Below are 20,392 nucleotides of genomic sequence, written 5' to 3' on the forward strand. Positions count from 1 at the left end.
ACGACATCCACGAAGCGTTCATGAGCCTGGCCTGCTCCATCATCTGCTACCGCCGACTCATCAAATGATCATTCTGTTAGGAGTCGTTAGCCCACGTCGAGGGTCAGGCCGCAGGTGTCACAGTGGTAGTTGCGTTCGGTCAGGGCCCGTTTGGGTTTTCATTGTGCCGCAGCCCGAGCAGGTTTCGAGGACGGGTACCAGCGGTCGGCTATCACGAGCCGGCCGCCGTTCCAGGTGGTCTTGTACGCGAGTTGCCGGCGCAGTCCGGCGAACCCGGCGTCGGCGATGTACCTCGCGAGGCGCCGATGCTTAAGCATGCCCGACACGTTGAGGTCCTCAACCACGACCGTGCCATGCTCACACGCGAGTCGGGTGATGAGTTTGTGCAGGCCGTCACGGCGCAGATTCGCCACCCTGGCGCGGGCACGTGCGAGCCGGTCCGCGGTGCGCCGCCACCGGTTCGACGAACGCTGGCCGGTCCAGCGGTCAGATCTCCACCTGTGTTTTCGATGCCACAACGGTGGCAACGCCAGGCCAGTGCTCCAGTGCTCTGCGTGTGCATGGCGTCTCGTGCTGCGATAATGCCTATCGACACGCAGCAGGAGGCTGGAGATTCGGAACGTGGTGCCGGTTCGGCGCGGTTGTCACCTTCGCGGAATCGCAGTCGGCGGCGAGACTGGTGGCGAAGTCCGAGACTAGGATGTTTGGTGCGGCGTCTGGCCGCCAGTCTTCGGGAGCCGCGATGCAGATCTCAGCCACGCGCGGGCCGGGCCGAATCGTCGCGACGGTCTCCGGCGAACTCGACATCACCACCACCCCGCAGTTGCGGCAGGTTCTGCACGCGTGTATTGACCAGGGTGCGACCGCGTTGATCGCGGATCTGACTGAAGTGCCGTCGCTGGATTCGACCGCGCTCGGGGTGTTTGTCAGCGTGCAGAAACGCCTGCGCGAGTTTGGCGACGGCCTGATACTCGTTACGCCGCACGAGCACCTGCTGCGGATTTTCCGGATGACCGGGCTCGACCGCGTCTTCACCATCGTCGCGACGCTGCCCGAGGCCACCACCACGCCGGACGCGGCGGAGGTCTGACCAAGCCAACGCACCGAGCGTCGGGCCCGTCAGAGACAACCAGTCGGCTGCCGATCGCACCACTACGGCCAACTCTGCGCCACCGTGTTGGCTGTTCCTCATGTCGGACGATTCGAGTGGGTGCCCGCCACGTCCCCGATCGTGTGGGGCAACTGCCCGGGCCTTGGGTTGTCGGCGACCCCGGATGCCGAAGTCCCGGCTGTCCCCGTGACCTCGCTCTCCGTCTCCCCCGACTCGATTAACTGACATGATCGATTTGAACGCGTTCGGGAATCGCGTCTTGCAATTCGAACTCGTTCATCTTCAGAACGTCGTCGCCGGGCAGGCTTCGGACAACGCCCAGGTCGCGCGGTTGGCTGAGTGTTGGCACCCCCCCGACACGCGAACTCTGCCGCTTGGGTCGACGCTTGGTTGGTTGGCGCGCGGTAACGGTTGCCAGGTAAAGAGGTACGTTGAGGTGGCGAGGCCACACGCTCAGCTGGACGTGAGCATGTGTGCGTCGGATGGCGGTGCCGCCTACGTCGCTGGGGTGATGGCGGCGATCGTGGCTCGTGTGGCGGCCAGGAAGCGGTCGTCGTGGTGGCCGAGCCAGCAGTCGCGGCTGGAGTCGAGGTCGTCCACGAACGGGCACCGAGGGTGCTCGGCAGTGGCCCGCAGTTCGGTATGAGCGTCGGCGGCGGCCGGTCCGATTTCGGCCAGCAGGTCGAGGGCTTCGTTCCAGCGGAACCCGGGTGGCCGGCCGGTAACTTCCTTGAGCAGTGGGCCGATCAGCCCGGTGGTGTCGCCGGTGAGCCGCCAGATCGCGCGTGCGGCCGGCACCCTGGTCCGGGATGTCGAATCGGCCAGGAACGGTCGCAGCAACGGCGCGAGCGACGGGTCGGCCAGTTCGAGGGCGAGGTCGATGGCTGGCGGGCCCGGGTACTGCGGGGTGCGCTGGCGGAACTGCGTCCCGGCGCGGTCGAGAACGGTCAGGACCGTTGGGCGAATCTCGTCTGGGTTCGCTGTCCAGCGCCACAGGGCACGGGCGAGGCCGATGAAGTCCGGGCGTGCTGTGAGCAGGTCGAGCACTTGGGATCGCAGGTCCCGCCCGTGTTCGCCGAGCGCGTCGAGGAGGGTGTCGGCGTCGTCGTGGGGCAGGTCGTAGAAGCCGCCAGTCGAGCGGCCGCGCAGCGTGGTGAGCGCGGCCCGGGCCGCCTCCAGGGCCGGGCCGGGGTCGGCCCCGATGCGCCAGATGCCGATCCGCTCGGCGAGGTGGGAGACGCGCAGCCGGTCGGCTGCCTTGACGATTAGTGGCCCGTCGAGGGTGGCGCGCAACCGGGGCAGTACCGGTTGCGCGGCTCGACCGATCGCGGTAAGCGCGTCGAGGGCCCAGGCGTACACGTTGGTGTCCAGGAGTGCCTGCAACTGGGGGACGCCGGGTGCGGCCGGTGGACCCCAGGCGGCCAGGAGGTAGATGCCCCAGCGGTGCCAGTCGGCCGGGTCGGTTCGGGTGATCGCGTCCATCACCTCGCCGTGGAAGGGAACCCGGGCCTCGTGCAAGGCCTGCAGAGTGTCTTTGACGTGGGCGGCGTTGTCGAGCTGGGCCGCCGCGAAGGCGGGCCAGCGCGGATCGTCGAGCCAGACGAGCGCATCGAGCGCCGCCGGTGTCGTCGGGACCGCGTCAGCCAGGCTGTCGGCAGCCGGACGGGCGGCGGCGCCGGCCTCGCCCAGCGCGCGGGCCGCGTCGTGGCGGATCTTCGCCGGGGCGTCGACCAGCGTCCGTTGCAGCACCGGTACCAGCAGCGGCCGCGCCTGCCGTTCGGCCCGCACGACAAAGACTGCTGCGGCAGCGGCCTGCGCGCGTACCAGGTCGGACGAGGATGCCAGCAGCATTCCGAGCACGGCCGCGCCGTCTGCGCCTCGGTCTCCGAGACTGGTGATCAGGCCCTGCAGCGGGCTGGATTGCCAGCCCCACCACCAGCTTTTCTCCAGCGGCTCGCCGCCAGCCCACGCGTCACGGACCGCGTCGGTCGCCTCCGGCGTCCACGGCTGGGTCGACCGCGCTAGGATCAGCGTGGCGGCAGCGCGGATCGCCACCGGCTGGTCCGCCCCGAGGGACTCGCCGACGAGCGGTGTCTTGGTGTCCAGCCACTGCACGGCGGCCAGCAGGCGCGCCTTCATCTGTGGCTCGGCCTCAGCGGCGAACCGGGCGCGCAGCTTGGGCAGGCTTCGGCGCTTGCTCTTCGGGCACTGCGAGAGCGCGAACGCCACCCCGTCGCGGACCTGCGCGTCGGAATCCTCCAGCAACGGCGTCAACCGGTCGACCTCAGCGTCCACCGCCGTCCGAACCGCGCTGATGTGTTTGGTGCGCTGGTTGTTGTATGCGGCCATCTCGCCGAGTAACCAGGCCAGGCCGCCTCGGTGCAGGGTGGTGCCGTCGACTGGCCCAAAGCACTGACCTGGCTGCACGCCCGCACCGGCACGACCCTCGCACCCGAGCAGGAACAGGCAGTTCGCCTGACGCTGACGTCGAAGGTTGCCGTGCTCACCGGCGGCCCCGGCTGCGGCAAAAGCTTCACCGTCCGCTCCATCGTCACCCTCGCCGCCGCGAAAAAGGCCAAGATAACCCTGGTCGCCCCGACCGGCCGGGCGGCGAAACGCCTCGCCGAACTCACCGGGCACCCCGCCGCGACCGTGCACCGGCTCCTACAGCTACGCCCGGGCGGCGACGCCTCGTTCGACCGGGACAACCCCCTCGACGTCGACCTCCTCGTCATCGACGAAGCGTCCATGCTCGACCTGATCCTGGCGAACAAACTCATCAAGGCCGTCCCGCCCGGCGCGCACATCCTCCTCGTCGGCGACGTCGACCAACTGCCGTCCGTCTGCGCTGGCGAGGTCCTCCGCGACGTCCTTGCCGCGGACGCAGTCCCGCAGGTCCGGCTCACGCAGGTGTTCCGGCAGGCCGCCATATCCGGGGTCGTGGTCAACGCCCACCGCATCAACGCCGGCAAGTACCCCGAGTTCCAGGGCATGAGCGATTTCTTTCTCTTCCCCTGCGACGACACCGACAGCGCCGCCGCGTTGACCGTCGACGTCGCCTGCACCCGCATCCCCGCCAAGTTCGGCCTCGACCCACGCCGCGACATCCAGGTCCTCACCCCGATGCACCGCGGCCCCGCCGGCGCCGGCACCCTCAACACCCTGCTCCAGCAGCGGCTCACCCCCGGCCGCGACGGCCTGCCGGAACGACGCTCCGGCGGCCGGGTGTTCCGCATCGGCGACAAGATAACCCAGATCCGCAACAACTACGACAAAGGCCAAGCCGGGGTGTTCAACGGCACCCTCGGCGTCATCACCGCCCTATCCACCGACGAACAGACCCTCACCATGCACACCGACGAAGACGAATCCATCGACTACGACTTCGACGAACTCGACGAACTCGCCCACGCCTACGCCATGACCATCCACCGCGCCCAAGGCTCCGAATACCCCGCCGTCGTCATCCCCCTCACCACCAGCGCCTGGATGATGCTGCAACGCAACCTGCTCTACACCGCCGTCACCCGCGCCAAACAACTCGTCGTCCTCGTCGGCTCCCGCCGCGCCCTCGCCGCCGCCGTCCGTACCATCGGCGCCGGCCGACGCCACACCGCCCTCACCCACCGCCTCACCACCTGACCGAGGTCCGGACGTACCGTCAGCAAGCCGGAATACACCCGAACCAGCAGGTTGGCGTCTGTCGAGTGTGACGGCGCACTCACCCGCAGCAGCCTACGACAGGCCTTCGGTAGTCTGACAACCGTGGGTGCCGCAGGTTTGTGGGTGCTGAGCTGCGTCCTGGTGAGGTCGACACCGTGACACCGTGACACCGGGGTCGACCGGCCGACGGACATCGTTCCCGGCACCGTCCCTCCTCCCGCCGGAGCGGTTCGGTGCCGATCGGACAGGCCCGCGGCGGTGATGTCCATCGGTCCACGACTCGTCGGGCCAGGTCGGCGATGTGTTGAGCAGGAACCCGTGCTGGTCCGGCGGCCGCGGCTACCCGCCATCCTGTCCCGAGGTGCGGTTCACGCCGACGCGGCGAGCGCAGGCACAACCATCGTCGGAGCAGTTCGCTGCGGGCAGGCAGGCCGCCCCGTTCGACGGTGGTGGCGAGCAGCAGGACCCTACTCGCCCTCAGCCCATCCGCCGGGGAATCGGGGCCGCGGCTGCGGTGCCGACTGTCGCCGCCAGACTCGTCAGTCGCTCGTGGTGCGGGGACAGGCCGCAGGTGGGGTCGGTTGCGGCCGGATCGCCGGTTACCTGATACGCCTGGCAGAGGCAGCCGCCGAAGTCGACCTCGCGCAGCGTGCAGGAGCGGCACGGCTCGGGCATCCAGGCGGTGCCGCGGAATCGGTTGAAGGACGTTGATGAGTACCAGATGTCGCTGAGTGGACGCGAGCGGACGTTTTCGATGCCGAGGCCCGGTAGCTGTGCGGCGGCCAGGCAGGGCAGCGTGTCGCCGTTGGGCGCCACGACGAGCTGGCGGGTGCCCCAGCCGGACATGCACGGCTTGGGGCGGTCCGTGTGATAGTCGGCCGTCACGTACACAAGCTCAAGGGCGTCACCGTAGCGGGCGCGTGCCGTGGCCGCGTCCAGCTGGGCGGTCGCGACCTGCTGTACGGTCGGCATCAACGCGGCCCGGTTGCGCAGCCCCCAGCCGTAGAACTGGGTGTGTGCGAGCTCCAGCCGGTCGGCGCCTAGAGTGGCCGCCAGCTCGGCGATCGCGAGCAGCCGACCGACGTTCCCGCGGTGCAGGACTACGTTGACGGTGAGGGGAAGCCCGTATGCGCGCACTTGGCGGGCCAGGGTCAGCTTGCGGTCGTGTGCCCGCAGCCCGGCGACCTCGTCCGCCGCCGCCGGTGCGGAATCCTGGATCGACAGCTGCAGGTGGTCAAGGCCGGCGGCGGCCAGTTCCGCCAGTCGGGCCTCGGGGAGCGGGATGCCGCTCGTGACGAGGTTGCTGTACAGGCCGAGCGTGCGGGCGTGGGCGACGAGGTCCACCAGATCGGGGCGCAGCATCGGCTCGCCACCGGAGAGGTGCACCTGTAGGACACCGAGGTCTCGGGCCTCGGCGAGCACTCGGCGCCAGTCTGCGGTCGTGAGCTCGTCGCGGTACGCCGACAGCTCGACCGGGTTCGAGCAGTATGTGCAGTGCTGCGGGCACCGGTAGGTCAGCTCGGCGAGCAGCCCGAGCGGCGCCGGATCACGCGGTGGCGGGCCGAGGTCGTCGCCCGCGGTGTCGAAGCCGACGATCTCGGCCGGACTGCCGGTGCCGTCGAGTGCGACCAGTCGCCGATCCGCCAGGTCACCGAGGAGCGCGCTGACGTCCTCGGCGGACACGCCGTCGTAATCGCGCGTGAGGTCGTCGGCGATGTCACCAGACGTACGAACACCGTTACATCGGGCCACAATCTGCCCGGCCGTCTCGTTGAGCAGTAGGACACCCTCGGGATACAGCAGGGCTGGTCGGGCACGCACCCGGTCGTATACGAGCCGCACCCCGACGCGCAGACCGGCCACGCTCACCGCCCAGCCCCGGCGTAGTCGACAGTGTCGAGGATTGCCCACAGCACGTCACACTTGAACGACAACGCCGCGACAGCCGCCCCCTGCTGCTCCCGGGTCCGGCAATGCTCGAGCACGAGCGAAAGCGTGTACCGGCTGTCACGCCGCACGACCGGGATGCGGTTCTCGAAGTACGCGAAACCGTAGGGCTTGATCCAGTCGTAGTACCGCTGCCAGGCCCGGATCCGATCCGCCATCAGATCCGGCGAGAAGAGCTCGGTGAGCGCCGCCGAGGCGCCTTCGGTCCACGGCCTCGTGCGGCAGAAGTTCACGTAGCCGTCGACGGCGAATTGGACCCCGGGCAGGACGCGGCGTTCGTCACGCACCTCGGCGGGGTCGAGGCCCACCGCCTCGGCGAGGACGAGCCAGTCCTCCAGCCCGCCCTCGCCGTCGCCGGTGCCGTCCTGGAAGGTGATGCGCTCGACCCAGCGCCGACGCACCTCCGGAAGCGGGCAGTTGGCGATGATAGCGGCGTTCTTCTGAGACAAGCACCGCTGGTAGTGCCAACGGTTGGCCACCCACGCCCGGACCTCGTCCGGCGAGCAGCCGCCAGCGTGCAGACGAATGTGGAACGGGTGTTTGTCCCAGTAACGCCCCGAGAGTCCCCGCAACGCCGCGGTGAACTCCTCGCGACTCAGCGGGTGCTCGTCGGCCACGGATCGTTGGTTCCGGAGTACGCGGTGATCTCGGGCCGGGTCTCCAGGCATTCAACGCGCGGCGGTATCCAGCTCCGCCGGGCCGGCCCTGTGGGCTGGACCTGGTATTTTGCGGCCGGCATGGCCTCACCTCCGATGGTGCAGTATCGGAACTACTGACCGGAACCACTGGATGCCAATACATCGAGGCACCCAAAATGCACGCTGGCTGGCGGAAATCGCCGCCACCTCGCGAGCGTCTCGACTACCCGCGACAGCGGCCGGCATGCACCGGCACCCGAGGTATCCCGCCCTGATCGTTAGGCCTACGCCCGCAACAGCGCTGCTGCCCCGGAAACTGTCCAGTTCACCGAACATGCCCGGCCCCTGCCAACCGCGCCGGGTGAGGCACCGGAGCCGGGCCGGGTGAACGGGCGCCGACCTGGGGCGTCAGCCACGCGACGCATTGACCGGATCAGGCAGGCGCGGCATGCGAACATTCAGGGTGTCGACCTGGTACTCCACGAGCCCAGGCACGGGCGTGCGAACATGCCGCGCGTCAGAGCGTCGCCGGGCTCCATCGCATCGACGGGTTCGGTCGCCGCCGGCAGCAGCGAAGCCAAGCGCACCGTCCCCACAGCGAATCATCAGTCCGGCCAACAGTCCGGCTGTAGAACGTTGCCGTCATCAACTGTGCTCGGGCCCGAACGACCGCAGCACCTCATTGTCGAAGCGGACCGAGTCGTCGCCCAGGTTCCGGTCCGCAGGCGGGGCGCACCTAGGTCGCCCTCCGTGCAGCGGGTCAACACGACGCCGATGAGCAGACGCTGCACTTTGCTGGGTCTGCTCGTGGTTGCTCGGTGCACCCGTGTCACAGCGAATGGGTGTCGGCAACGGTGGACACCGGTGAGGGGGCGAGACAGTCTGGCAGTGTGCGCGTTGGTTGAGGGGGCTCCACGGCGTGTCGTTGTACTGGCGGATATTCCTACTCAACGCGGCGGTGCTGGCCGCGGCCATGGTGCTGCTCCTGGTCGGTCCGGTCACCGTCTCGACTCCAGTCGTGCTGACCGAGGCCCTGATCCTCACTGGAGGTCTGGCGGCGATGTTGGTGGCCAACGCCGTTTTGGTGCGGGTTGGGCTGCGCCCGCTGGATCGGCTCACCCGGGCCATGACGACGATCGACCTGCTGCGGCCTGGTCACCGGCTGGTGGTCACTGGGCAGACCGGGTTCGCCGGTCTCATCCGGACCTTCAACACCATGCTCGACCGGTTGGAGGCCGAACGGGCGGCCAGCACTGCCCGCGCGTTGTCTGCCCAGGAGGCGGAGCGGCACCGGATCGCACAGGAGTTGCACGACGAGATCGGTCAGACGCTCACCGCGGTGTTGCTTGAGCTCAAGCGTGTCGCGGATCAGGCGCCGCCGCCGATGCGCACGCAGGTGTACCAGGTCCAGGAGAGCACCCGCAACGGGCTGGACGAGATCCGGCGGATCGCCCGTCGGCTGCGGCCGGGTGTTCTCGAGGAACTCGGCTTGACCAGTGCGTTGAAGGCCCTCACCGCAGAGTTCTGCACCGGCGGGCTCAGCGTGCAGCATCGACTCGAGCACTGTCCGGACCTCGGCCGGGATGCCGAGTTGGTGCTGTATCGCGTGGCGCAGGAATGCCTGACGAATGCGGCCCGCCACGCCGGTGCCCGGCACGTCGTCCTCGTGCTGGCCCGCCGCAGCGCGGAGGTGCCTACTGGGGTGGAGCTGTGCATTCGTGACGACGGCCGGGGGCTGGGCGGCGCCCCCGAGGGCGCGGGCATCCGCGGGATGCGCGAACGGGCGCTGCTGATCGGGGCCGATTTCGCGATCGGACCCGCCGCGGGTGGTGGTACCGAGGCTCGGCTGCGGGTGCCGCTGCAGAGCGCGTGACGGAGAACGAGTGACATGGCTGGACTGACCCGGATCTTGCTGGCCGACGACCACGCGCTGGTGCGCCGCGGGGTGCGGCTGATCCTCGACAACGAGCCCGACCTGACGGTCGTGGCCGAGGCCGCCGACGGTGCCGAGGCGGTCGAGAAGGCCCGCACTGAGCGTCCGGACCTCGCGATCCTCGACATCGCCATGCAGCGGATGACTGGCCTGCAGGCCGCCCGTGAGCTTGGCCGGCTGCTGCCGGACCTACGGATTCTCATGCTGACGATGTACGACAACGAGCAGTACTTTTTCGCCGCGCTGAGAGCCGGCGCATCCGGCTATGTGCTCAAGTCGGTCGCGGACCGGGATCTTGTGGAGGCCTGCAGGGCCGCGGTGCGCGGCGAGCCGTTCCTCTATCCGGGCGCCGTCAACGCTCTCATCCGCAACTATCTGCAGCGGGCAGCGGACGGCGACGTCGGCACCGGCCGGGTCATCACCGACCGCGAGGAGGAGGTGCTCAAGCTCGTGGCCGAAGGGCACTCGTCCAAGCAGATCGCCGACATCCTGTTCATCAGCGTCAAGACCGTCGAGCGGCACCGCGCGAACCTGCTGCAGAAGCTCGGCCTGCGGGACCGGCTCGAACTCACCCGTTACGCGATCCGCGCCGGGCTCATCGAGCCTTGAACCGAGATGGTCCAACCGCACCGCATTGCAATCTCATCTTATGGCCACCGGCTCTGCCTGCTTCGACACGACCCTTCGCATAGCCGTGAGGGCTCGGGCCAGCCATGCGGAGCGGTCCGCGATGATGGGCCCGAGTACAGCGAGGACGAGGACGTATCCGGCGATGAACGGCGCGAGGCGGCGGTCGAGGCCGGCAGCCGCCGCCATCGCACCCAGAATGAGCGCGAACTCGCCACGGGCGAGCAAGGTGGTGGCCACATTCGCGGCCGCCGGCGCCCCGAATCCGTGCAGGCGGGCGACAACGAGACCGGCGACCAGGTTCATCACGATGGTCAGCACCACGGCCGCTGCCACCGGCATGACAACGGATGCGACGTCGCCAGGATCGATGGCGAGCCCGAACGCGAAGAAGAAGATCGCGGCGAACGCGTCTCGCAACGGATGCACCAACTCACGGATCCGTGGAGCAGAATCGGTTCCGGCCAGGATCAGCCCGACCATGAACGCGCCGATCGCGTCGGCGACGCCAACCAGCTCCGACACCCCGGCGACCAGTACGGCCACGCCCAGGAATGTGACGACCAGCAGCTCGCTGTCACGCACGGCGATCAACTGACCGACCAGCCGGGTGCCGAACCGGGCCACAGCCGCCAGGACCAGCAGGAAACCGAACGCTTTCGCCGCGTGCAGGACTGTCTCCGCCGCCCCGTGCGCGCCGCTGAGCACAGGCTGCAACGCCGCGAGGTACAGCGCAAGGAACAGATCCTCCACCACGATCACGCCCAGGATGAGCCGTGTCTCCGGCCGTGCCAGCCGACCCAGATCTATCAGGATCTTGGTGACGATCGCCGACGACGAGATGCCCAGCACCCCAGCCAGGACCAGTGCCTCCCGCACTCCCCAGCCCAGCACGAACCCGAACGCGAGCCCGGTCCCGACGTTCAGCAGCAGATAGACGCCACCGGCAGTCAGCAACCGCCGGCCACCGCGGCGCAGGTCGTCCAGATGGAACTCTAGGCCTAAGTAGAACAGCAGCAGCACCAACCCGAGCGCGGACAGCATCTCGAGGTCATGGGAGCTTTCGACCAGCACAACCCCAGGGGTATGGGGGCCGAGCAGTATGCCGGCCAGCATGAACAGCGGGATCGTCGGCAGTCCTACTCGGCCGCCGATGCGAGCCAGCAGGGCGGCGGCCAGAAAGGCGCCACCCATCGCCAGCAACGTGTCGGCATGCCCCATCGATCACCCTCCCGGTGTCATCTTCGCGTCGTCATGTTCAACGAGCCCGATCGACATCCCATCGACTCCTGCCATTGCCTTCCACCTCCCCGGTGCACCTGCAACAGCGGTCTCGCTCTACGTTCCCGTACGGCAGCCGTGAGGGCTCGACCCGTTTCGGCGACCGCGCGAGGTGCGCGCGCTACGCCGGGCGCTGCTCGCCGGGCTGGGACCATGCGCGTGCGTCACGCGGATCGGCACGCATTCCCCGGGACACGGTGGATGTGCCCCGGCGGCGGCCCCGCCGGTCAGCCGTTGGTCAGTTCGCGGGTTGGCGTGGTGCCGGAGACCTGGGCCGCGGCCGCCTGGGCCTCGGCGGTGGCCGCCGCGGCGGCCTCCTCGGCGGCCTTGCGGGCCTCCAGGACCTCGGCCGACTCCTCCTCCTCGACGTGGGCCCGGTCGACGTGCTTGGTGCGCTCCTCGTTCGACATCGCGCCGATGCCGCCCAGGGCGCCGCCGATGCCCTCCAGGGCCTTCGTCAGCTCGACCGGCAGGATCCACAGCTTGTTGGACTGGCCGGCGGCGATCTGCGGCAGCGACTGCAGGTACTGGTACGCCATGACCTTCGAGTCCGGGTTGGCCAGGTGGATCGAGTCGACGACCGTACGGATCGCCTTCGCCTGGCCCTCGGCGGTCAGGATGCGGGACTGCCGGTCACCCTCGGCCCGCAGGACGGCGGCCTGCTTCTCGCCCTCGGCCGTGAGGATCTGCGACTGCTTGAGGCCCTCCGCGTGCAGGATCGCCGCGCGGCGGTCCCGCTCGGCGCGCATCTGCTTCTCCATCGAGTCGCGGATGCTCGGCGGCGGCTCGATGGCCTTGATCTCGACGCGGGTGACCTTGATGCCCCAGCGGCCCGTCGTCTCGTCGAGCACGCCGGAGAGGTGGCGGTTGATCTCGTCGCGGCTGGTGAGGGCCTTCTCCAGGTCGAGCGAGCCGATCACGTTCCGCAGCGTGGTGACGGTCAGCTGCTCGATCGCCTGGAGGTACGAGAAGATCTCGTACGTCGCGCGGACCGAGTCGACGACCTTGAAGTACAACACCGTGTCGATCGAGACGACGAGGTTGTCGGAGGTGATGACCGGCTGGGGCGGGAAGTTCACCACCGCTTCCCGCTTGTCGACCTTGTTGCGGACGGAGTCGATGAACGGCACCAGGATGTTCAGGCCCGGGGTGAGGGTGCGGCTGTACTTCCCGAGCCGCTCCACCACATACTCGACCTGCTGGGGAACCACCTTCACCGACTTGACGATCGTGATGAGCCCGACCAGGGCGGCCACGATCACGATGACGGCCGTGAGCGTACTTGGATCCACTTGGCTTCAGTCCTTCCACACCATTGCGGTAGCACCCTTGATCTCGATCACCCGGACCCGATCCCCCTTGGCGAAACTCTGCGTCGTGTCGTAGGGGCGGGCCCGCCAGAGTTCCCCGTCGATCTTGATCATGCCGCTGTCGTTGTCGACGTCTTCCATCACGAGCGCCATCGACCCCTCGATCGCCTCGACGCCCATTGCGTGGTCGCGCTCGTCCCGGCGCATGTAGCGGCGCAGCGTCGGCCGCACGGCGACGAACGACAGTGCGGTCGTCACCGCGAACACGATGGCCTGCACCGCCTCGTTCGCGCCGAGGGCGGCGGCCCCCGCGGCGGCGAACGCGCCGATGCCGAACATCAGCAGGACGAAGGTGGTCGTGAAGATCTCCGCCGCGACGAACGCGACGCCGACGATCAGCCAGACGATCAGCCAGACATCCACACTTCGATCGTGTCACGCCGATGCACGCCGCGCCGCTCTCCGATCACCCCTCTTGCGGAATCCTTGCCATCCCCCACCTCTCACCTGGGCGAAACGGCGTTGATCGGGTCCAGAGCCGACAGGCCCCGACCAAATCGGCTAGACCGGGTCCAGCGCCGACAGACCCCGACCAAATCGGCTAGACCGGGTCCAGCGCCGACAGGCCCCGACCGAATCGGTTAGACCGGGTCCAGAGCTGACAGGCCCCGACCAAAACCGTTAGACCGGGGTGAAATATGACGAAGGAAGCAGGCGAACCCCGTGCCCCTCCTCCCCGAAACCGTTGCGCGCGTCGAGGAGCTCGTCGCCGGCGCCCACGCCGGCGGCCGCGTGCCGACGCTCGTGGCCGGCGTCGTCCGCGCCGGCACCCTCGCCCACGTCGCCGCGGCCGGCGAGTACGCACCGGACCTGCAGTTCCGCATCGGGTCGATCACCAAGACGATGACCGCCGCGCTCGTGCTCGCGCTGCGGGACGAGGGCAGGCTGGCGCTCGACGACCTGCTGTACCGCCACCTCCCCGGCACTCCCGTCGGCGGGGTCACGCTGCGTCAGCTGCTCGGTCACGCCGCGGGCGTCCAGCGCGAGCCCGACGGGGACTGGTGGGAGCGCAGCGCCGGCCTGGACGTCGGCACCCTCCTGTCGACGCTGACCGCGGACAAGGTGGCGTACCCGCCGCTGCACGGGTACCACTACTCGAACCTCGCCTACGGCCTGCTGGGCGCGGTGGTCGGCCGGCTCGGGGGCGAGGACTGGCGGTCGATGCTGACCAAGCGGATCCTGGGGCCGCTCCAGCTGCAGCGGACCACGTACGGGCCGGCCGAGCCGTTCGCGCGGGGGTACGTGATGCATCCCTGGCTCGACAGCATGCGGGAGGAGCCGCGGTTGGACGCCGGGGCCATGGCCCCCGCCGGGCAGCTGTGGTCCACGGTGGCGGACCTGGCCCGTTGGGCCGCGTTCCTGGCCGATCCGGATCCAGGTGTACTGCATGAGGCCACGGTCGCGGAGATGTGCGCGCCGGTCGTGATCAGCGACCTGGACGGGTGGCGCGCCGGGCACGGGCTGGGCCTGCAGCTGTGGCGGCGGGGTGAGCGGGTGTTCGTGGGGCACAGCGGCTCGATGCCGGGCTACGTGGCCGTGCTCGCCGTCCACCGGCCCTCGCAGACCGGCGTCGTCGCGTTCGCCAACGCCTACACCATGCACTACGGGGGCCGGGGCGGCGGGCTGAGCGCGTTCGGCCTCGACCTGCTGGGCGCCGTCCTCGACCGGGAGCCGGCCCGGGTCGCGCCGTGGCGCCCCGGCACGCCGCCGCCACCGGCGGTCGAGCCACTCACCGGCCGCTGGTGGTGGATGGGGCAGGAGCACGAGATCGGGTGGTCCGACGGCGAACTGGTGGTGACGCCGCTGACGACCGGGCGGACGCCGTGGCGGTTCGTGCCGGACGGGCCGGTCGCCGACCGCTGGCGGGGGCGGTCGGGCGACAACGACGGCGAGTTCCTCCGGGTGGTCCGGTCGGCGTCGGGCGACGTCGTCGGCCTGGACATCGCCACCTTCGGGTTCACCCGGGACCCGTGGCCGGCTGTTCCCTAGACGTCGTCGTCGGGCTCCGTGACGAAGTCGATCAGCCGCTCCATCGCCCCGATGAGCGGCGTCTCGACGTCGCGGAAGCTCGACACGCTCGCCAGGATGCGCCGCCACATGTCGGCCGGTTCGGCGACGCCGAGGGCCGCGCAGACGCCCTCCTTCCAGGGGCGGCCGGGCGGCACCTCGGGCCAGGCCCGGATGCCGACCGCGGACGGCCGGACGGCCTGCCAGACATCGACGTAGGGGTGGCCGGTCACCAGCACGTACGGCGACTGGACCGCGGCCACGATCCGGCTCTCCTTCGAACCGGGCACCAGGTGGTCGACCAGCACGCCGAGGCGCGCCACCGGGCCGGGTCCGAACGCGCGGATGCTCGCGGCGAGCTCGTCGATGCCGTCCAGGGGCTCCACCACGACGCCCTCGACGCGCAGGTCGTCGCCCCAGATGCGCTCGACCAGGGCGGCGTCGTGGATGCCCTCGACCCAGATCCGGCTGCGCCGCGCCACTCGCGCGGTGTGACCCGCGACGGCGATCGAGCCGGAGGCGGTCGTCCTGCGCTGCTGCTGCCGCGGGGCGGTCTGCTGGGGTCTGCGCAGTGTCACCGGCTCGCCGTCGAGCAGGAACGCCGCCGGCTCGAGCGGGAAGTTGCGCCGCTTGCCGAACCGGTCCTCGAGCACCACGGCGCCGAACTCGAACCCCACCACGGCCCCGCAGAACCCGGACTCGGCGTCCTCCACGACAAGGTCCAGTTCGGCGTCGACCTCGGGAATCGCCCGCCGGCGACGCCAGTCGTTGTTCGCCAGGACGTCCATGTCCGGGAAGCGTATCGGCTCACGGCCTGTCCGGCTGCGAGACATACCGGCACGTCAGCACGTACCCTTGCTCCCATGTCCCCCGCAGCACGCGCGGCGACCCTGCAGGCGCGCCGCTCGGCGCGTTTCGTGGCATGGGTCCGGGCGTGGCGCGCCGGCCTCGTGCCGTGCGACGACGCCGCCGCCGAGATCTCCGGCGACGAGGAGCACATGGTCTCCGACGTCCCCGGCACGTGGACCGACGTGTCGCTGGGCGGCGCGCTGCCGACCCTGTCCAAGCTCCACCCGGACGAGGTCAGGCTGGTGCTCCCGGCGCCCGGCGACCCCCGCGGCCTGCCCGGCCCGGGCCCGTTCACGGGCGCGGCCCTGCTGGCCGGCGAGGGCGTGATCGCGGGCGGCCTGGGCTTCGTGCCGGAGGTACGGTTGCACACCTCGGGCTCCGGGGACGAGTTCGAGACGGTCCGCTGGCAGGTCTTTGTCCTGCCCGAGAGCCCCCAGCCCCGCCTCGACGACCCGACCACGGCCGAGGCCGAGGCGGACCTGTCGGCGGAGCTGGTCACAGCCACCCGAACCCTGGCCAAGCTGGACATCGCCCAGTGGCGCCCCGAGCTGGCGGGCGCGATCGAGGCCCTCCGCAAGCCCGACGGCGCCACCGACCTGCCGCCGGGCTACGACCCGCGGGCCCGCCGCCTGTACGCCCGGGCGAACATCCTGGACCGCGTCCTGGCCCTGGCCGAGCACGCGGCCCCGGGCGGCGCGATCAACGGCTACGAGGTCCAGCAGCGCGACGCCGCCCTGCGCCCCCTGATGACCGCCTGCCGCCGCGCCCTGGTGGCGGCCTGCAACGCCCCGCTCCTCTAGGACCCCTCGCAGCTAAGACCCCAAACGCCGACCACTGCGGAGCCGACCACAGTCCGCCGCCACCCACGCCGCCCTAGGTTGCGGGAAGCGCCGCCAGTCGGGTGTCGCCTGCGCCGCTCGCGGCCGGACCCCGGTCACCGCTCCCTCTCAAGCCCCTCCCGGCGCGGCGTCTCCACCGACCGCGCCCAATCGGCGATCGCGGTGCCACGTCCATGATCAAGGGAACCATGTGGTCGTTGGGGCAGCCATATGTTTCCCTTGATCATGGGCGGCGCGTCCGTGATCACGGTTTGCGCAACGTGAGGCGAACGCCCGGACCGCCGTTGGTCGTGGGGCCATGATCGATGGCGAGTTCTGGTCGCTATGACAGCCAGAAGCCGCCATGGATCATGAAGTCGGCCGAGTTGATCACGAATTCCGCGTGCATAGGCGCGGCCGTCAGCAGCCGCGGGCGTCGAGCGCGGGCGTAGCCCGCGGGTTCTTGCCACGACGGCGATGGCAGCGTCCGTGCCGCCGGGGCGGATGCACCGGCGGCACGAGCGGTGACTGGCGGGAGCGACGGTCGTGCCTTGCACGGACCCGAGTCCCGCTTCTAGGAAGTCAGACCTCGTCGATCAGGTGGGCCACGGACGGGATGATGCGCGAGGGGCGGTACGGGTAGCGCTCGACGTCGGCGGCCGTGCTGATGCCGCTCAGGACCAGGATGGTCTCCAGGCCGGCCTCCAGGCCGCAGAGGACGTCCGTGTCCATCCGGTCGCCTATCATGGCCGTGGTCTCGGAGTGGGCGTCGATGCTGTTCAGGGCGGAGCGCATCATCATCGGGTTGGGCTTGCCGATGAAGTACGGCTCTATGCCCGTCGCCTTCGAGATCAGGGCGGCCACGGCGCCGCAGGCCGGGAGGGCGCCCTCGTTCGACGGGCCGGTCGCGTCCGGGTTGGTGCAGATGAAGCGGGCGCCGTCGTTGATCAGGCGGATGGCCTGCGTGATGGCCTCGAAGCTGTACGTGCGGGTCTCGCCCAGGACCACGTAGTCGGGCTCCGTGTCGGTGAGGATGTAGCCGACCTCGTGCATGGCCGTGGTCAGGCCGGCCTCGCCGATCACGTAGGCGGTGCCGCCGGGGCGCTGCGTGTCCAGGAACTGGGCCGTCGCCAGCGCGGACGTCCAGATCGCGGACTCGGGGACGTCGAAGCCTATTCTGCGCAGCCGGGCCTGGAGGTCGCGGGCCGTGTAGATCGAGTTGTTCGTCAGGATCAGGAAGGGCTTGCCGGATGAGCGCAGCCGGTTGACGAACTCCGGTGCGCCGGGGACGGGGACGCCCTCGTGCACGAGGACCCCATCCATGTCGGTGAGCCAGGACTCGATGGGCTTGCGTTCTCTCACGCGCAACATCTTCCCTCAGAAACGTTTCGAGCCTATGCGCGCTTCGGTGACACGCAGCAGTCGGCGGGACAGAAATCCCAGGTCGGGACGGTGCCGAGCGCGTGACGCACATTACTGTGAGCAAGCACGCGCTCGTCCACGAGCTGTCGGATCATCGCCACGAACCGCTCGTCGGTGCCGGGGGTGGCGGCGCGGACGTACGCGAGGCCGAGGCGGTCGGCCGTCGCGCGGGCCTCCACGTCGAGGTCCCACACGACCTCCAGGTGGTCGGAGATGAAGCCGATCGGGCTCACCACGACCTCGGTGACGCCCTCCTTGGCGAGCTGCTCCAGGTGGGCGTTGACGTCCGGCTCCAGCCACGGGACGTGCGGCGCGCCGGAGCGGCTCTGCCAGACCAGGTCCCAGGGCAGTTCGGGGGCGGCCTCGGCGGCGACGAGGGCGGCCGTCTCGCGCAGCTGGGCCTCGTAGCGGCCGCCGGTCGGGCCGCTCGTGTCGTTCATCGCCGTCGGGATGGAGTGGGCCGTGAAGACCAGGTGGGCAGCCATGCGGGACGGCAGCTGGGCCAGAGCCGCGCGGACCGCGTCGGCGTGCGGGGCGATGTAGCCGGGGTGATCGTGATAGTGCCGGATCTTGTCGATCCGCGGGGCATTCTCGACCTTGCCGCGGGCCGTCTCGATGTCGTCCAGGTACTGGCGGCAGGACGAGAACGAGCCGAACGGGCTGGTCACGAACGCCAGCGCGTGCTGGACGCCGTCGTCGCGCATCTGGCGGACGGTGTCCTCCAGGAGCGGGTGCCAGTTGCGGTTGCCCCAGTAGACCGGCAGGTCGACCTCGATGGCGGCGAGCAGCTCGCGGCACTGCGCGTTGATCGGCGAGACGCCGCCGAAGTGCCGGTAGTGCTCGGCGACCGTCTCCAGGCGCTCGCGCGGGATGCCCCGGCCGCGTGTCACGTTCTCCAGGAAGGGCAGGACGTCCTCCTGCCCTTCCGGACCGCCGAACGAGACCAGGAGGAACGCGTCATAAGCCACGTCCCCCATTGTTACAAGCGGGTCAGGACGAACCGACCGCGTGGTACCCACCGTCGACGTGGACGATCTCGCCGGTCGTGGCCGGGAACCAGTCGGACATCAGCGCGCAGCACGCCTTGGCCGCGGCGACCTGGTCGTTGAGGTCCCAGCCGAGCGGCGCGGTCTTGGCCCACGAGTCCTCGAACACGGCGAAGCCGGGGATCGACTTGGCGGCCATCGTGCGCAGCGGGCCGGCGGCGACCAGGTTGACGCGGATGCCGCGCGGACCGAGGTCGCGGGCGAGGTAGCGGGACGTCGACTCCAGGCCGGCCTTGGCCACGCCCATCCAGTCGTACACCGGCCAGGCCTTGCTGGCGTCGAAGTCGAGCCCGACGACGGCGCTGCCGGGGCCGAGCAGCGGCAGGCAGGCCACCGCGAGCGACTTGAAGGAGAACGTCGACACGTGGACCGCGGTCGCCACGTCCTCCCAGGGGGCGTCGAGGAAGCCGCCGCCGAGGCACGACGCCGGCGCGAAGCCGATCGAGTGCAGCACGCCGTCGAGGCCGTCGACGTGCTCGCGGACCTTGTCGGCGAGGCCGTCGAGGTGCTCCTTGTTGGTCACGTCGAGCTCGATGACCGGCGCCTCCTGCGGCAGGCGCCTGGCGATGCGCTCGACCAGCGACAGGCGGCCGAAGCCGGTGAGCACGACCTTGGCGCCCTGCTCCTGGGCGAGCTTCGCGGCGGAGAAGGCGATCGACTGCTCGGTGATGATGCCGGTGATGAGCAGTCGCTTGCCCTCGAGAAGTCCAGCCATGTTCAACCCTTCAGTGACCCATGCCGAGGCCGCCGTCGACGGGGATGACGGCGCCGGTGATGTAACCCGCGGCGTCGCTGGCGAGCCAGGTCACCGCGCCGGCGACCTCCTCCGGCTTCGCCATGCGGCCGAGCGGGATGGACTTCTTGTACTCGGCCTGCGTGGCCTCCGGCAGCACGGCCGTCATGTCGGTCTCGATGAAACCGGGGGCGACCACGTTGGCGGTGATGTTGCGGCTGCCCAGCTCGCGGGTGATCGACCGGGCCATGCCGACCAGGCCGGCCTTGGAGGCGGCGTAGTTGACCTGGCCGGGGCTGCCGTAGAGGCCCACGACCGACGAGATGAAGATGATCCGGCCCCAGCGGGCGCGCAGCATCTTGGTCGCGGCCCGCTTGGCGCAGCGGAACGAGCCGGTCAGGTTGGTGTCCAGGACGTCGGTGAACTGCTCCTCGGTCATCCGCAGCAGCAGCGTGTCCTGGGTGATGCCGGCGTTGGCGACAAGCACCTCGACCGGGCCGAGCTCGTTCTCCACCGTGGTGAACGCGGCGTCGACGGCGGCGGAGTCGGTGATGTCACACTGCACGCCGAAGAGACCGTCGGGAGCGCCGGAACCACGGTGGGTCACCGCCACCCGGTCACCCTGCTTGGCGAACGCCTGCGCGATCGCCAGTCCGATGCCCCGGTTGCCGCCGGTGACCAGCACGGTCCTCGCCACGGGATGCCGCCTTTCGAGTCGGTTGTGCAGTAGGGAGATTAGGCGTTACCGGATGGTAGAAGCCAACTCGCCTGGCGTGGCGGCGGGCAGTACGATATTGCCGACGCGTGCCCATCTGCTGCCGTCCGGTACGGCAGCTGCCCCCTGGAGGTGATCGCTGTGCGAAGTAGCGATCCCTCCAGTCGTGTGCCGGTCCTCCCCTAGGAAGGTCCCGCCCACGGCTGTCCGTGTGTGTCTGTTCTCCAATCCC

17 protein-coding genes and 1 pseudogene are annotated in these 20,392 nt (G+C 69.7%); 6 read left to right on the plus strand and 12 right to left on the minus strand.

What is annotated here, in order from left to right; all coding sequences use genetic code 11:
• Positions 1-158: 158 nt before the first annotated feature.
• Positions 159-527 carry a transposase gene (locus ABZS66_RS05425; protein WP_354755408.1) on the minus strand — a complete coding sequence of 123 codons (369 nt, stop codon included), beginning with the start codon at positions 525-527 and terminating at the stop codon, positions 159-161.
• A gap of 215 nt (positions 528-742) precedes the next feature.
• Between ABZS66_RS05425 and ABZS66_RS05430 the strand changes: the two genes are divergently transcribed.
• Positions 743-1,090 (plus strand): STAS domain-containing protein, encoded by a 348-nt coding sequence (locus ABZS66_RS05430; protein ID WP_354755410.1) that lies wholly within the window; start codon positions 743-745, stop codon positions 1,088-1,090.
• A 516-nt stretch (positions 1,091-1,606) separates the two neighbouring features.
• On the opposite strand, the gene ABZS66_RS05435 is transcribed toward ABZS66_RS05430, so the two are convergent.
• Positions 1,607-3,460 (minus strand): hypothetical protein, encoded by a 1,854-nt coding sequence (locus ABZS66_RS05435; RefSeq protein WP_354755411.1) that lies wholly within the window; start codon positions 3,458-3,460, stop codon positions 1,607-1,609.
• 45 nt (positions 3,461-3,505) lie between these two features.
• Here ABZS66_RS05435 and ABZS66_RS05440 point away from each other — a divergent pair.
• Positions 3,506-4,753: pseudogene (locus ABZS66_RS05440) on the plus strand (AAA family ATPase); the annotation flags it as partial.
• A 498-nt stretch (positions 4,754-5,251) separates the two neighbouring features.
• On the opposite strand, the gene pqqE reads toward ABZS66_RS05440, so the two are convergent.
• Positions 5,252-6,643, minus strand: coding sequence for a pyrroloquinoline quinone biosynthesis protein PqqE (pqqE, locus tag ABZS66_RS05445; protein WP_354755413.1), 1,392 nt, complete (start codon positions 6,641-6,643; stop codon positions 5,252-5,254).
• Positions 6,640-7,338, minus strand: coding sequence for a pyrroloquinoline-quinone synthase PqqC (gene pqqC / locus ABZS66_RS05450; protein ID WP_354755415.1), 699 nt, complete (start codon positions 7,336-7,338; stop codon positions 6,640-6,642). The genes pqqE and pqqC overlap by 4 nt, the downstream gene beginning before the upstream one ends.
• A 940-nt stretch (positions 7,339-8,278) precedes the next feature.
• Between pqqC and ABZS66_RS05455 the strand changes: the two genes are divergently transcribed.
• Together ABZS66_RS05455 and ABZS66_RS05460 are read left to right on the plus strand one after the other, a co-directional pair.
• Entirely contained in the window at positions 8,279-9,232 is a 954-nt protein-coding gene (locus tag ABZS66_RS05455) for a histidine kinase (protein WP_354755417.1), read from the plus strand.
• Positions 9,233-9,247: 15 nt separating this feature from the next.
• Positions 9,248-9,901, plus strand: coding sequence for a response regulator transcription factor (locus tag ABZS66_RS05460; RefSeq protein WP_354755418.1), 654 nt, complete (start codon positions 9,248-9,250; stop codon positions 9,899-9,901).
• A gap of 33 nt (positions 9,902-9,934) precedes the next feature.
• On the opposite strand, the gene ABZS66_RS05465 is transcribed toward ABZS66_RS05460, so the two are convergent.
• The 3 genes from ABZS66_RS05465 to ABZS66_RS05475 form a co-directional block, all read right to left on the minus strand.
• Positions 9,935-11,140, minus strand: a complete 1,206-nt coding sequence (locus ABZS66_RS05465) for a cation:proton antiporter (protein ID WP_354755420.1) — start codon at positions 11,138-11,140, stop codon at positions 9,935-9,937.
• A 287-nt stretch (positions 11,141-11,427) separates the two neighbouring features.
• Positions 11,428-12,492: an SPFH domain-containing protein gene (locus ABZS66_RS05470; RefSeq protein ID WP_354755422.1), complete on the minus strand. Its 1,065-nt coding sequence runs from the start codon at positions 12,490-12,492 to the stop codon at positions 11,428-11,430.
• A 6-nt stretch (positions 12,493-12,498) separates the two neighbouring features.
• A complete protein-coding gene (locus ABZS66_RS05475; protein ID WP_354755424.1) occupies positions 12,499-12,933 on the minus strand; it encodes an NfeD family protein in 435 nt (144 codons plus the stop codon).
• 300 nt (positions 12,934-13,233) lie between these two features.
• Here ABZS66_RS05475 and ABZS66_RS05480 point away from each other — a divergent pair, with 300 nt between their 5' ends.
• The gene (locus ABZS66_RS05480) at positions 13,234-14,559 is read left to right on the plus strand and encodes a serine hydrolase domain-containing protein (RefSeq protein ID WP_354755425.1); all 1,326 of its coding nucleotides are present in this window, start codon (positions 13,234-13,236) and stop codon (positions 14,557-14,559) included.
• Here ABZS66_RS05480 and ABZS66_RS05485 read toward each other — a convergent pair.
• Positions 14,556-15,365 carry a DUF3097 domain-containing protein gene (locus tag ABZS66_RS05485; RefSeq protein ID WP_354755427.1) on the minus strand — a complete coding sequence of 270 codons (810 nt, stop codon included), beginning with the start codon at positions 15,363-15,365 and terminating at the stop codon, positions 14,556-14,558. The genes ABZS66_RS05480 and ABZS66_RS05485 overlap by 4 nt on opposite strands.
• A gap of 75 nt (positions 15,366-15,440) precedes the next feature.
• Here ABZS66_RS05485 and ABZS66_RS05490 point away from each other — a divergent pair, with 75 nt between their 5' ends.
• The gene (locus tag ABZS66_RS05490) at positions 15,441-16,226 is read left to right on the plus strand and encodes a hypothetical protein (RefSeq protein WP_354755429.1); all 786 of its coding nucleotides are present in this window, start codon (positions 15,441-15,443) and stop codon (positions 16,224-16,226) included.
• A gap of 600 nt (positions 16,227-16,826) precedes the next feature.
• On the opposite strand, the gene ABZS66_RS05495 is transcribed toward ABZS66_RS05490, so the two are convergent.
• The 4 genes from ABZS66_RS05495 to fabG are packed head-to-tail and all read right to left on the minus strand — an operon-like array spanning position 16,827 to position 20,142.
• Complete coding sequence (locus tag ABZS66_RS05495; protein WP_354755431.1) at positions 16,827-17,606, minus strand: HAD-IIA family hydrolase; 780 nt, start codon at positions 17,604-17,606, stop codon at positions 16,827-16,829.
• Positions 17,607-17,638: 32 nt separating this feature from the next.
• On the minus strand, positions 17,639-18,634 hold the full coding sequence (locus ABZS66_RS05500; protein ID WP_354755433.1) for a ferrochelatase: 996 nt from the start codon (positions 18,632-18,634) through the stop codon (positions 17,639-17,641).
• Between the two features lie 22 nt (positions 18,635-18,656).
• A complete protein-coding gene (fabI, locus tag ABZS66_RS05505) occupies positions 18,657-19,427 on the minus strand; it encodes an enoyl-ACP reductase FabI (protein ID WP_354755435.1) in 771 nt (256 codons plus the stop codon).
• A 10-nt stretch (positions 19,428-19,437) separates the two neighbouring features.
• Positions 19,438-20,142, minus strand: coding sequence for a 3-oxoacyl-[acyl-carrier-protein] reductase (fabG, locus tag ABZS66_RS05510; RefSeq protein WP_354755437.1), 705 nt, complete (start codon positions 20,140-20,142; stop codon positions 19,438-19,440).
• Positions 20,143-20,392: the final 250 nt, after the last annotated feature.

The sequence above is a fragment of the Dactylosporangium sp. NPDC005572 genome, from assembly GCF_040605515.1.
GTDB lineage: Bacteria > Actinomycetota > Actinomycetes > Mycobacteriales > Micromonosporaceae > Dactylosporangium.

Coding starts and splice junctions, on each gene's coding strand:
- ABZS66_RS05430 (WP_354755410.1), top strand. CDS start 743: ATGCAGATCTCAGCCACGCGCGGGCCGGGCCGAATCGTCGCGACGGTC.
- ABZS66_RS05435 (WP_354755411.1), bottom strand. CDS start 3,460: ATGGCCGCATACAACAACCAGCGCACCAAACACATCAGCGCGGTTCGG.
- ABZS66_RS05460 (WP_354755418.1), top strand. CDS start 9,248: ATGGCTGGACTGACCCGGATCTTGCTGGCCGACGACCACGCGCTGGTG.
- ABZS66_RS05465 (WP_354755420.1), bottom strand. CDS start 11,140: ATGGGGCATGCCGACACGTTGCTGGCGATGGGTGGCGCCTTTCTGGCC.
- ABZS66_RS05485 (WP_354755427.1), bottom strand. CDS start 15,365: ATGGACGTCCTGGCGAACAACGACTGGCGTCGCCGGCGGGCGATTCCC.
- ABZS66_RS05490 (WP_354755429.1), top strand. CDS start 15,441: ATGTCCCCCGCAGCACGCGCGGCGACCCTGCAGGCGCGCCGCTCGGCG.
- fabI (WP_354755435.1), bottom strand. CDS start 19,427: ATGGCTGGACTTCTCGAGGGCAAGCGACTGCTCATCACCGGCATCATC.